The organism is Microbacterium sp. JZ31 (assembly GCF_016805985.1).
Taxonomy (GTDB): Bacteria; Actinomycetota; Actinomycetes; order Actinomycetales; family Microbacteriaceae; genus Microbacterium.
The window spans coordinates 1,609,961-1,621,851 of sequence record NZ_CP017661.1 but is presented as its reverse complement, the minus strand read 5'-3'; the positions used below and the strand labels follow the sequence as shown (position 1 = coordinate 1,621,851).

Annotated in this window: 10 protein-coding genes and 1 pseudogene; 1 reads left to right on the top strand and 10 read right to left on the bottom strand. The window is 71.4% G+C overall.

Annotation, left to right across the window (positions count from 1 at the left end):
• Positions 1 to 31: 31 nt before the first annotated feature.
• The 5 genes from BJP60_RS07725 to BJP60_RS07705 form a co-directional block, all read right to left on the bottom strand.
• Entirely contained in the window at positions 32 to 883 is an 852-nt protein-coding gene (locus BJP60_RS07725) for a transposase (protein WP_203135228.1), read from the bottom strand.
• Positions 884 to 986: 103 nt separating this feature from the next.
• On the bottom strand, positions 987 to 2,633 hold the full coding sequence (locus BJP60_RS07720; RefSeq protein WP_203135227.1) for an ABC transporter ATP-binding protein: 1,647 nt from the start codon (positions 2,631 to 2,633) through the stop codon (positions 987 to 989).
• Positions 2,633 to 3,643 (bottom strand): ABC transporter permease, encoded by a 1,011-nt coding sequence (locus BJP60_RS07715; RefSeq protein ID WP_203135226.1) that lies wholly within the window; start codon positions 3,641 to 3,643, stop codon positions 2,633 to 2,635. Before BJP60_RS07715 ends, BJP60_RS07720 begins: the two co-directional genes overlap by 1 nt.
• A gap of 1 nt (position 3,644) precedes the next feature.
• Positions 3,645 to 4,742 carry an ABC transporter permease gene (locus BJP60_RS07710; RefSeq protein ID WP_203135225.1) on the bottom strand — a complete coding sequence of 366 codons (1,098 nt, stop codon included), beginning with the start codon at positions 4,740 to 4,742 and terminating at the stop codon, positions 3,645 to 3,647.
• A 78-nt stretch (positions 4,743 to 4,820) separates the two neighbouring features.
• Complete coding sequence (locus tag BJP60_RS07705; RefSeq protein WP_203135224.1) at positions 4,821 to 6,467, bottom strand: ABC transporter substrate-binding protein; 1,647 nt, start codon at positions 6,465 to 6,467, stop codon at positions 4,821 to 4,823.
• Between the two features lie 241 nt (positions 6,468 to 6,708).
• Here BJP60_RS07705 and BJP60_RS07700 point away from each other — a divergent pair, with 241 nt between their 5' ends.
• The gene (locus BJP60_RS07700) at positions 6,709 to 7,119 is read left to right on the top strand and encodes a ribosomal maturation YjgA family protein (RefSeq protein ID WP_238439340.1); all 411 of its coding nucleotides are present in this window, start codon (positions 6,709 to 6,711) and stop codon (positions 7,117 to 7,119) included.
• On the opposite strand, the gene BJP60_RS07695 is transcribed toward BJP60_RS07700, so the two are convergent.
• From BJP60_RS07695 to BJP60_RS07675, 5 genes and pseudogenes are all read right to left on the bottom strand, one after another.
• The gene (locus tag BJP60_RS07695) at positions 7,059 to 8,006 is read right to left on the bottom strand and encodes a 3-methyladenine DNA glycosylase (RefSeq protein ID WP_203135223.1); all 948 of its coding nucleotides are present in this window, start codon (positions 8,004 to 8,006) and stop codon (positions 7,059 to 7,061) included. The genes BJP60_RS07700 and BJP60_RS07695 overlap by 61 nt on opposite strands.
• 1 nt (position 8,007) lies before the next feature.
• Complete coding sequence (locus tag BJP60_RS07690; RefSeq protein WP_203135222.1) at positions 8,008 to 9,297, bottom strand: M18 family aminopeptidase; 1,290 nt, start codon at positions 9,295 to 9,297, stop codon at positions 8,008 to 8,010.
• Between the two features lie 52 nt (positions 9,298 to 9,349).
• A complete protein-coding gene (locus tag BJP60_RS07685) occupies positions 9,350 to 10,063 on the bottom strand; it encodes an SOS response-associated peptidase (RefSeq protein ID WP_203135221.1) in 714 nt (237 codons plus the stop codon).
• A 56-nt stretch (positions 10,064 to 10,119) separates the two neighbouring features.
• Positions 10,120 to 11,153, bottom strand: a pseudogene (locus BJP60_RS07680) (App1 family protein).
• Positions 11,154 to 11,215: 62 nt separating this feature from the next.
• A complete protein-coding gene (locus tag BJP60_RS07675) occupies positions 11,216 to 11,854 on the bottom strand; it encodes a DedA family protein (RefSeq protein WP_203135220.1) in 639 nt (212 codons plus the stop codon).
• Between the last annotated feature and the right edge of the window lie 37 nt (positions 11,855 to 11,891).

The window sequence follows — 11,891 nt, the reverse complement described above, 5'->3', positions numbered from 1 at the left end:
GGATCCCGCCGTGCCGGCGCACACGGCGCCCTCAGGTATCCAGCGCGCGACGGGCGTCTTCGAGGGCGGACTCGGCCTCCGCCGCCCGGCGCTCGGCGTCCTCCCGTGCGCTGTCGATGTCCGGTGCCGCCTTCTCCAGACGCGCCAGCTCGCGCTCGGTCTTCTCGAGCTTGCCGCGCAGCTCTTCCCGGCGCGCGCCCAGTTCGGCCGCGCGGCGGTCGTGCTCGTCCACGCGGCGCCGCGCGTCCGCGAGCCGCTCGCGGGCGCGCTCCAGGGCCTGCTCCGCCTCCTTCGCGGCGCGCTCGGCGGCGCGCCGAGCGCGCCGTGCGGCGAGCTCGTCCCCTCCGGCCTCCGGGGCTGGCGAGCCGTCCGGCGCCGGTCCCGCCACCGCGTCGGTCAGGTCCACAGGATCGAAGCCGACGACCTCCAGCGCCCGGGTCAGCCGGCCCGAGGTCACGGCGGCGGCGGCATCCGCGTCCGCCATGGCGGCCTGCAGGGTCTGGGACACCTCGTCCAGCACGGCGCTCGGCGCGTTCACGTCGTGCTGCCGGGCGAGCGCCGCGCCCTCCTTCGCGAGCGCGGCGGTGAGGGCCCGCCGGTCACGCGTCAGCTGCGCGAGCGCCGCTGCATCGAGGTCCTGCTGGGCCTCGCGCAGCTCGGCGCCGAGCTCGAGCACCTGGGCGAGCCGCTCGGAGCGGTGCCGCACGAGCTGACCGACGATCCAGGCGGGCGCGGACGCGCGCCGCAGCTGCGTGATGCGCTTCGCGAGCGCGGCGTCCTCGTCCTTGACGGCCTTCGCGCGGGCGTTGCGCGCGGCCGTGAAGCGCGCGGGAGGGAGGTCGTACAGCTCCCACGCGACGCCCACCAGCGGATCCTCTGCCATGGGTCGATCCTGCCGCAGCGGATCGGACTCGGCGAACCCGCCGGGCAGCGCGCCGCCGCCGAGCCCGAGGGGTCTTCGGCGGCGGCGGCGGGAGTGCTGCGGGTCAGCCGCGCGCGGCGCGACGCGCGGCCTGCTCCACGGGATCCGGCACGGGCAGCGACGCGATCAGCCGCCGGGTGTAGGCATCCCGCGGGTCGCCCAGCACCTGCGCGGTCGGTCCCTGCTCGGCGATGCGCCCCTGATGCAGCACGACCACGCGGTGCGCGAGCAGGTCGACGACCGCGAGGTCGTGCGTGATGAACAGCGCCGCGAATCCGAAGCGCTCCTGCAGCTCGGTGAACAGGTCGAGCACGCGCGCCTGCACCGACACGTCGAGCGCGCTGGTCGGCTCGTCCGCGATCAGCAGCTTGGGGTCGAGGGCGAGCGCGCGCGCGAGCGAGGCGCGCTGCCGCTGACCGCCCGACAGCTCGTGCGGGTACCGGTCGCCGAAATCGGCCGGCAGCTGCACGGCCTCCAGCAGCTCGTCGACGCGATCCCGCGCGTCGGCCGCGTTCTTGGCGATGCCGTGCACGACGAACGGCTCGGCGACGCACTGCGCGATCGTCAGGAGCGGATTGAAGCTCGACGCGGGGTCCTGGAACACGAAGCCGAGCTCGCGACGCTTGGCGCGGAACGCGCGCTCGCGCATCCCGAGCATCTCATGACCGAGCACGCGCAGCGATCCGCCCGTCACGGGGGCCAGGCCCGCGATCGCGCGGCCGATCGTGGTCTTGCCAGACCCGGACTCGCCGACCAGCCCCAGCACCTCGCCCGGGCGGATCTCGAAGTCCGCGGCCTGCACGGCCTTGAAGGCCTTGCGACCGAGCCGTCCCGGGTACTCGATCTCGAGTCCGCGCGCCTGCACGATCGGCTCGGCCGCCGCGTCGCCCGTGAAGGCGCGGTCGGCGATCTCCAGCCGCGGCACGGCGCCCAGCAGGCGCCGCGTGTACTCGTGGCGCGGCGCGGCGAACAGCTCGGTCGCGGGAGCCGTCTCCACGATGTCGCCGAGGTACATCACGGCCACCCTGTCGGCGAGGTCGGCCACGACGCCCATGTTGTGCGTGATCAGCAGGATCGCGGTGCCGAACTCGTCGCGGCACAGGCGCAGCAGGTCCAGGATCTCGGCCTGCACGGTCACATCCAGCGCGGTCGTCGGCTCGTCCGCGATGATCACGGCCGGGTCGAGCGCGAGCGCCTGCGCGATCACGATGCGCTGCTTCTGCCCGCCCGAGAACTGGTGCGGGTAGTCGTCGACCCGCTTCTCGGGATCGGGGATGCCGACGCGGCGCAGGATGTCGATGGCCTTGGCACGGGCGTCCTTTAGGGAGATCTGCCCGTGCGCACGCAGGCCCTCCGCGATCTGCCAGCCCACGGTGTAGACCGGGTTGAGCGCCGTCATCGGCTCCTGGAAGATCATCGCCGCCTCGGTGCCGCGCAGCTCGCGCAGGCGCTTGGACGGCAGCGGCACGACGTCGGTGCCGTTCAGCAGGACGGCGCCGTCGAGGCGAGCGGTCTCGGGGAGCAGACCCAGGATGCTGCGGGCCGTGACGGTCTTGCCCGACCCGGACTCGCCGACCACGGCGAGCACCTCGCCCGGCCGCACGTCGAGGTCGATGCCCTTCACGGCCGCGACGTCGCCGCCGTCGGTGGCGAACGTGATCCGCAGATCCCGGATCTCGACCGCGTGCTCCTGTGTAGCGGGACGTGTCATCACTCCACCTCTCCGAGGTCCTGACGCGCGATGGGCGTCGTCGCGGCCGCCGCGTCCGCGGGGGTCGCCGCGGCAGCGCGCCGGCGGGTGCGCAGGCGCGGGTCGGCGAGGTCGTTCAGGCTCTCGCCGACGAGCGTGATGCCGAGCACGATCAGTACGATCGCGGCGCCGGGGAAGACCGACGTCCACCAGATGCCGCTCGTGACGTCCGCGATCGACCGGTTCAGGTCGTAGCCCCACTCCGCCGCCTGCGTCGGCTCGATGCCGAAGCCCAGGAAGCCGAGGCCCGCGAGCGTCAGGATCGCCTCCGAGGCGTTGAGCGTAAAGATCAGCGGCAGCGTGCGCGTGGCGTTGCGCAGCACGTGGCGGAACATCACGCGCGAGGTCGAGGCGCCGATGACCTGCGCCGACTCGACGAACGCCTCGGCCTTGATCCGGATCGTCTCCGCGCGGATCACGCGGAAGTACTGCGGGATGAACACGACCGTGATCGAGATCGCCGCCGCGAGGATGCCGCCCCACAGGTCGGACTGCCCGCCCGAGATGACGATCGCCGCGACGATCGCCAGGAGCAGCGTCGGGAACGCGAAGATGGCGTCCGCGATCACCACGAGCACCCTGTCGAGCCAGCCGCCGAAGTAGCCGGAGAGGAGGCCGAGCAGGATGCCGAGGAAGATCGACAGGGCGACCGCGATCACGATCACCATGAGGGCCGTCTGCGTGCCCCAGATCACGCGCGAGAGCACATCGAAGCCGCCGACCGTGGTGCCGAGCAGGTGCTCGGCGCTCGGCGGCTGCTGCGAGCCGAACCGCTCGCCGTCGACCGACAGCTGCGCGAAGCCGTACGGCGCGATGACCGGAGCCAGGATGGCCGTGAGCACGAACACGCCGCAGATGACCAGGCCCGCGGTGAGCATGCCGCGCTGCAGGCCGACCGACTGGCGGTACTGGTGGACGACGGGCAGGCGCAGCAGGAGCGCGCGTAGGCGCGAGGTGGTTTCCGGGGCCATGTCAGTACCTCACCCTCGGGTCGATGAGCGCCGCGATGATGTCGACGACGAAGTTCGTGACGGCGACGATCACGGCCAGCAGGGCGACGATGCCCTGCACGGCGACGAAGTCGCGCGCGCCCAGATAGTGGGCGAGCTGGAAGCCCAGTCCCTGCCACTCGAATGTGGTCTCCGTCAGCACCGCACCGCCCAGCAGCATCGCGATCTGCATGCCGATCACCGTGATGATCGGGATCAGGGCGGGCTTGTACGCGTGCTTGCGGACGAGACGCGGCTCGGACACGCCCCGCGAGCGCGCCGCGTCGATGTACGGCATGGACAGTGTGCCGATCACGTTCGTGCGCACGAGGCGCAGAAACACGCCGGCCGTCAGCAGGCCGAGCGCCAGGCCGGGAAGAAGCGCGTGGGACAGCACGTCGGCGATCGCGTTCGGATTGCCGGCGCGGATCGCGTCGATCAGGTAGATGCCGGTGGGCGAGTCGATGCGGCCCAGGCTGATCTCCACGCGCGGCGAGGCGCGTCCGGAGGTGGGCAGCACACCGAGCCACACCGAGAAGATGAGCTTCAGCAGCAGGCCCGCGAAGAAGACCGGGGTGGCGTAGCAGAGGATCGCGAACACGCGCAGCACGGCGTCGCCCCAGCGGTCGCGCACCGCGGCGGCGACCATGCCGAGCGGGATGCCGACGAGGAAGGCGATGATCAGCGCATAGAACGCGAGCTCGAGCGTCGCGCCGCCGTACCGCAGCAGCACGTCGGACACGCGCTGGTTGTCCGTGATGGTCGTGCCGAAGTTCCCGGTGAAGATCTGCCCGAGGTACTCCAGGTACTGCACGATCAGCGGCCGGTCGTAGCCCGCGGCGTGGATGCGCTCGGCGAGCTGGTCGGCGGGCAGGCGGCCGCCGAGGGCGGCGGTGAGCGGATCGCCCGTCAGCCGCATGAAGAGGAACACCGTGGTCACCAGGATGAACACGGTCGGGAAGATCAGCAGGAAGCGGATCAGGATGTAGCGGCCCAGCGATCCGCCGGCTCGCGCGCGGCGCGTCGCTCCGGCGGAGGCGGGCGGCGCGGCGGCCGGGTCGGCCGTCGTCGTATCGGTCACGGATGGATCCTCACGGTTCGGGTCTCGTCAGTCCACGGAAAGGGGCGGCCTCGCGGGAGGCCGCCCCTTTCGTTCGTGTCAGCGCGTCAGCGGCGCGAAGCGCAGCTTGAACGAGGCGTCGAGCACGACGCCGTCGATGTCGGCCGAGCTGACGAGCGTCTGGGCGCCCTGCAGCAGCGGCACGGTCGAGAGGTCCTCGGCCACCTTCGCCTGGATCTCCTCGATCAGTCCGGTGCGCTCGTCGGCGTCCGGCGTCACCGCCTGCTGGAGGATCAGCTCGTCGACCTCGGGGTTCGAGTAGTGGTTGCCGAGGAAGTTCTCGGTCTGGAAGAACGGCGACAGGTAGTTGTCGGCGTCCGAGTAGTCCGGGAACCAGCCGAGCTGGTACGCGGGGTACACGTCGGCGGTGCGGTCCTCGGAGTACTGCACCCACTCGGTCGACTTCAGGTCGACGTCGAACAGGCCGTCGGCCTCGAGCTGCTCCTCGACCATCGCGTACTCGTCACCCGAGTTCGGGCCGTAGTGGTCGGGGCTGTACTGCAGGCTGAGCGCGACGGGGGTCTCGACGCCCGCGGCCTCCAGCAGCTCGGCGGCCTTCGCGGCGTCCGGGCCGCCGTCGCCGTCGCCGTACAGGTCCTTCAGCACCTCGGTCGCGCCGGTGAAGCCCTCGGGCACGTACGAGTACAGCGGCGTGTAGGTGCCGTTGTAGACCTGGTCGCTGATCGCCTCGCGGTCGACGAGCGACGCGACGGCCTGGCGCACGGCGAGGGCCTTCGCCTCGTCGGCCTCCGGCGTCTCGGCGCCGTACGGCTGCGTGTTGAAGTTGAACACGATGTAGCGGATCTCGCCGCCGGGGCCCTCGTGCACCGTCAGGTTCTCGTCGCCGCCGAGGTCCTCGACGTCGGTCGGCGCGAGGCTGCGGTAGGCGACGTCGACGTCACCCTGCTGCACGGCGAGCTTCAGGTTCGACGACTCCGAGTAGTAGTTCAGGATGACGCCGTCGTTGGCCGCGGCGTCGAGCAGGCCCTGGTAGTCGGCGTAGGGCGTGAACTCCACGGTCTCGTTGAACTGCCACGAGGTGATCGTGTACGGACCGGCGAAGGCGTTCGCGTCCACGATCTCCTGGTCGGGCGTGATCTCCGTGGCGGAGAAGACGTCCTCGTCCACGATCGCGCCGGGGAAGCTCGTCAGGATGAACGGGAAGACCTGGTCGTTCTCGGTCTTCAGGTTGAACACGACGGTCGTCTCGTCGGGCGTCTCGACCGACTCGAGGTTGTAGAGCAGCGACGAGGCGCCGTTCGGGTCGGCGATCGCGATGTTGCGGTCGAACGAGAACTTCACGTCGCTCGACGTGAGGTCGTTGCCGTTGGCCCACTTGAGGCCCTCGGGCAGCGTCACCGTGTACTGCGTGGGCGAGGTGAACTCGGCCGTCTCGGCCAGGTCCGGCACGACCTCGGTGCTGTTGTAGTCGGTGTTCACGAGGTACGGGAAGACCTGCGTCTGCACCGCGAGGGAGCCGTTGTCGTACGAGCCGGCCGGGTCGAGCGTCGTGACCTTGTCGGTGGTGCCGACCAGGATCAGGTTGTCGCCGGCGGCCGCGCCGCCGCCGCCGTCGCCGCCGTCTCCGTTGCCGCCGGCCGCGCAGCCGGCGAGGGCCAGCGCCGCGACGGCGGGAACCGCGACGACGAGAGCGCGTGAGCGCTTCGACTTACTGAGGGAAGCCATGATTGTGCCTCTTTCTGGATTGCGGATCGCAGCACCGCTCGAGGCGCCAAAGCACGGCGGGCGGTGCGCGATCGGGAGTGCGCCGGTGGGGAGGCGCATGATTCGTGATCCTCGCACACGCCTGACGGTGTGACGAATGCCACGCCTTGAGTTGAGCGATCTGTTTACATAAGCGCAATCTCACGGGGCGATGTGTGGCGCCGCACCGGGTCCTTCGCCGGTCGTCGTCTAGAGTCGCGGGGTGATCGCGAGGCAGGAGACGCGCCGTCCGCCCCGCGTCGCGCGGAGGCGGGCTCTCGCGGCGGCGGCGGGGGCGCTCGTGGTGGCGGCCGGCCTCGCGACGCACCTGCTCGCGCCGGAGGGACCCCTGTCCGACGCCGCGGGCGACGCACTGTACGCCGCTCTCGTCTACCTCCTGGGCGTCTCCCTCGTCCCGCGCGCGAGGGGATGGCGGGTGGCGATCGGAGCGTACGCATGGTGCGCGTTCGTCGAGCTGCTTCAGCTCACGGCGCTGCCGGCGTCGTGGGCGGCCTCGTTCCCGCCCTTGGTGGTCGTGTTCGGCTCGGTGTTCGCGCCACAGGATCTGCTGCTCTACGCGGCGGGGGTCGTCGCGGCGTGCGCGATCGATTCAGCCGCGCGCCGCTCGGCGTGAGCTTCCGGCGCCCAGGCGTCGAGGATCCGTCGCCGCAGCGCGTTGCCGCGCTCGGCGAGCGCGCGCTGACGCCGCACGTACTCCGCCTTGCCCTCGGGCGTCTCGATGCGCACGGCGCCGAAGCCCCATTCGGCGAGGTCGTACGGCGCCGCCTCCATGTCGAGCCGGCGGACGTCGCGCGCCAGCTCGAAGGCGTCGAGCAGCAGGTCGCCGGGCACCAGCGGGCCGAGCTTGACGGCCCATTTGTACACGTCCATGCCGGCGTGCAGGCACCCGGGCTGATCGAGCGCGGGCTGCGTGTCACGCGTCGGGACGAGCTGGTTGCGCGGCACGGCGTCGGGCGTGAAGAAGCGGAACGCGTCGTAGTGCGTGCACTTCAGGTCGTGCGTCTCGACGACCGCGTCCGAGCCGTCCTGTCCGAGCCGCAGGGGCACGGGGTGACGGTGGTCGCCCTGTCGGTACACCATGGCCCATTCATGCAATCCGAAGCAGTCGAATCGGCCCGGCCGGTCGGCCGTGCGCCGCAGCATGATCTCGATGAGCCGTGCGAGGCCCGCCTTCTCGCGCGCGAACGCGTCGCCGTCGACCACGGCCGCCGCGGCATCCGATCCGGTCGCGTACCAGCGCCATGCGAGACGTTCCGCCGCGTCGGCGAGCTCGACGCGCGGTCCCGGGTGCCAGCGGCGCAGCGTCGCCGGCTTGTACGAGTAGTAGGTGAACAGGAAGTCCCACACCGGATGCTTCTCGCCGCGCGCGGCTCGCGCGCGGTGCTCGGCCGTCAGCGCCTCGGCGCGGTGCGCGTGCGCCTGCTCGCGGGCGCGCCACTCGTCCCGCTCAAGGCGCCTGAGTGGGAGGACGGCGGGCCGGCGGGCAGCGAGCGGGGGCATGTCAGCGGGCGAGGATGGCGTGCATGGCGCGCGAGAGGTACCAGGGGTCGACGACCGCCGTCAGCTCCCGCGCCGAGTGCATCGACAGGATCGGCACGCCGACGTCGACCGTGCGGATGCCCAGTCGCGTGGCCGTGATGGGGCCGATGGTCGATCCGCACGGTACGGCGTTGTTCGACACGAACTCCTGCGTGGGCACCTCGGCGGCTGCACAGGCGGCGTTCCACGCGGCAGCGCCGTGGGCGTCCGTCGCGTAGCGCTGGTTGGCGTTGATCTTGAGGATCGGACCGCCGCCCGCCACGGGCTTGTTGACCGGGTCGTGGCGCTCGGGGTAGTTGGGGTGCACCGCGTGACCCACGTCGCTCGAGACGTGCAGCGAGGACGCGAACGCCTGCATGCGTTCCGCGTCCCCCGCACCGAGCGCGCCGGAGATGCGCAGCAGCACGTCCTCGAGGAAGGGCCCCGCAGCGCCCGAGCGGGACTGGCTGCCGATCTCCTCGTGATCGAACGACGCGAAGACGGCGATGGACCGCTGCGGCGTCGCGTTCAGCTGCGCGACAAGACCCGCGTGCGTCGACAGCAGGTTGTCCAAGCGGCCCGACGCGAACAGCTCCTGGCCGTGCCCGAAGGCGCGCGGCTCCTGCGTGTCGGCGACGACGATGTCGAAGCCGCCGATCTCGGACGCGTCGATGCCCGCACGCGCCGCGAGCGTGTGCAGGATGTCGGCGCTCTCCGGGTCCCCGATGCCCCACACGGGCTGCGTGTGGCGCTGCTTGTCGAGCGTCAGACCGTCGTTGACGCCGCGGTCGAGGTGAATCGCGAGCTGCGGGATCCGCAACAGCGATCCCGTGCGCACGAGGTGCTCGTCGCCCGCGAGCGTCACGACCCGGCCGGCGAGCTCGAGCTCGCGGTCGAGCCACGAGTTCAGCAGCGGCCCGCCGTACACCTCGAGGCCGAGCTGCCACCAGCCGCCGGGGCCGTGCGTCGTCGGCTTCGGCTTGAGCTTGAAGCCGGGCGAGTCGGTGTGCGCGCCGACGATCGCGAACGGCGTGGTGGCGCCGGCGTCCTCCGGCAGCGCGAACACGACGACCGAGCCGTCGCGCACCACCACGTAGCGCCCGCCCGGCGTGATCTCCCAGGCCTCGGTCTCGATGATCCGCGTGTGCCCGGCCTCCTCGGCGCGGCGTGCGACCTCGGCGGCCGCGTGATACGACGACGGCGACGCCGTCACGAACGCGGCGAGGTCCTCGATGTGGGCACGGGCATCGTCGGGAACACGTTCGGCGATCATCCGTCCAGTATCCCTTGTGCCGTCCCACTCCGTCCCGCGTCGCCCCGTGGCCTCAGGAGGCGAGCGGCTCGATCAGCGCGGAGGAGTTGTTGCGCACGTTGCCGACGTCCTTCGCCACCGGATGGTGCACGAGCGTCTCGGCGACGTACGGCGCGGCGTCGACCGCCGCGTCGAGCACGTCGCGCGGGTAGTCGATCGTCGGGTCGAGCCAGGCGTCGGCGTGATCGACGTCGAGGAACACCGGCATGCGGCCGTGGATCGATCCCAGCTCGCCGATCGCATCGCGGGTCAGGATCGTGAAGCTCAGCACCCAGCGGTCCGGGTCGTCATCCGCCTTCGAGGGGTCCTTCCACCACTCGTACAGTCCCGCGAACAGCAGCGGAGAGTCGTCCGCCGGGTGGATGAAGTGGGGGATCTTGCCGTCCGCCTGCTGCTGCCACTCGTAGTAGCCGCTGGAGGGGATGATCGCGCGACGCTTCTGGAGCGCCTTCTGGAACATCGCCTTCTCCTCGAGCTCCTCCGAGCGCGCGTTGAAGGCGCGGGCGCCGATCTTCGTGTCCTTCGCCCACGACGGGATCAGCCCCCAGCGCGCGGCCTCGAGCCGGCGCGTGGGCGGCTCGGTCTTGGCGGAGTCGAGCACGATCGCCACCGGATCCGTCGGCGCGACGTTGTACGACGGCGGCGGAAGCTCGTCCGCCACGAGATCCACCCGCAGCTCGCCCACGAGCTCGTTGCCCACCTTCGCCACGACGAAACGTCCGCACATGCCGCCAGGCTATGCCGTGCCGCCGACATCTGGACCGCCGCGGGCGGTCCGCGGCGTCACTTCTCGGGGTCGAGCAGCCCCACTGCCTCGAGGCGCTCCGCGAGACCGCCGCCGTCGTCGGCCGTGACCCACGGGATGGAGGCGCCCGAGTGGTCGTTCACGGCCGTGCGACCACCCGCGAGGACCGCCTCGGCGGGGGTCAGGCGGCGGATGGCGACGCCCGCGACCGAGGCCGGATACTCGGCCGTGAACTCGGTGTAGATCGCGTCGTCGTGCTGGCCGTCGTCGCCGATGAGCAACCAGCGGATGTCGGGGAACTCCTCGGCGAGCCGTCGCAGATTCGTCGCCTTGTGGTCGCGCCCGCTGCGGAACCAGCGGTCGTGCGTGGGACCCCAGTCGGTCAGCAGCAGCGAGCCCGCGGGTAGAGGTGCCGGCTCAGGAACCGCGTGAGCGTGGGCGCGATGTTCCACGCACCGGTGGAGAGGTAGAGCATCGGCGTACCGGGCTGCTGACGCGTCAGCCTTCCGAGCAGCACGGCCATGCCCGGCACCGCCTGGCGGGCGTGCTCGTCCAGCACGAAGGAGTTCCACGCCGCCAGCAGCGGACGGGGGAGAGCCGTCACCATGATCGTGTCGTCGATGTCGCTCACGACGCCCTGGCGCACATCCGGTCCGACGATCTGCACGAGCGACTCGCCCGGTGCGCCGTTCTCCACGGACATCTGCACGAGCTGCCAGCCGGGCTCGAGGTTCGCCTCGATGCGCGCGTCGATCACGCCGCCGCGGTCGGCGACCACTTCGTGCGTCTCGTCGCCGATCGTGATGGTGACCGCCGCGTAGCCGACCGGGATGCCGAGGAAGCTGCGCCAGCCGCGCACGCTCGCGAGCTCGCCGGTCTTCGTGCGCTTCGTCGGGGGCACGATCAGCACGCGTCCGAGCACCCGCACCCAGCCTTCGCCGCCGTAGCCGGGGAACACCAGCACGGTGGGTTTGCGGCCGCGCCGACGGGCGCGGCGCTCGCGCCATGCGTGCACGCGACGCTCGATGCGGGCGATCCAGTGGATCCTGTCTCGGGGAGCGGTGGAGGACATCGCGTCCAGTCTTCCACGACCGCGGTGCGCCGCCTCGGTCGGAGACTCCCCGTCTTGGTCGGTCAGTCCTCGAAGTGGCGCTGCTCGAGGCGCGCGATGACCTTCTTCGCGACGAACACGCCCACGACCAGCAGCAGGATCGCGCCCACGAAGATGTATCCGGCCCAGTGCGCGTCGTCGGACAGCCTGCGGTAGGACTGGGCGGCGCCGGCCGCGACAGAGACGTAGAGCGTCGCCCAGATCACGCACGCCGGGAAGGTCCAGAGGATGAATCGCCGGTATGTGTACGTGCTCATGCCGACCGTAAGGGGGACGAGAGAGTGCAGCACGGGCAGGAAGCGCGAGAGGAAGATCGCGATGCCGCCGCGGCGCTGCACGTAGCGCTCCGCACGCAGCCAGTTCCGCTCGCCGATCCTGCGCCCCATCCACGACGCCCGGATGTGCGGACCGAGCCAGCGTCCCAGCCCGAAGCCGATGGACTCTCCGGCGAGCGAGCCGATGATCACGACCACCGCGAGGATCACGCCCTCGACGGCGGATCTGACGCCCGTCGCCGCGACGATCACGACCGTGTCGCCCGGCACGATGACGCCGACGAGCACGCTCGTCTCGAGCAGGATCGCGAGGCCCGCCAGCGCGGTGCGCAGCACGGGATCGACGGACTCGACGATGTCGAGCAGCCATCGAAGCGCGTCATCCACGCCACGAGCATAGGCGTGCGCGCCGAGCGGTACCCTG

Coding starts and splice junctions, on each gene's coding strand:
- BJP60_RS07725 (WP_203135228.1), bottom strand. CDS start 883: ATGGCAGAGGATCCGCTGGTGGGCGTCGCGTGGGAGCTGTACGACCTC.
- BJP60_RS07720 (WP_203135227.1), bottom strand. CDS start 2,633: ATGACACGTCCCGCTACACAGGAGCACGCGGTCGAGATCCGGGATCTG.
- BJP60_RS07715 (WP_203135226.1), bottom strand. CDS start 3,643: ATGGCCCCGGAAACCACCTCGCGCCTACGCGCGCTCCTGCTGCGCCTG.
- BJP60_RS07705 (WP_203135224.1), bottom strand. CDS start 6,467: ATGGCTTCCCTCAGTAAGTCGAAGCGCTCACGCGCTCTCGTCGTCGCG.
- BJP60_RS07695 (WP_203135223.1), bottom strand. CDS start 8,006: ATGCCCCCGCTCGCTGCCCGCCGGCCCGCCGTCCTCCCACTCAGGCGC.
- BJP60_RS07690 (WP_203135222.1), bottom strand. CDS start 9,297: ATGATCGCCGAACGTGTTCCCGACGATGCCCGTGCCCACATCGAGGAC.
- BJP60_RS07685 (WP_203135221.1), bottom strand. CDS start 10,063: ATGTGCGGACGTTTCGTCGTGGCGAAGGTGGGCAACGAGCTCGTGGGC.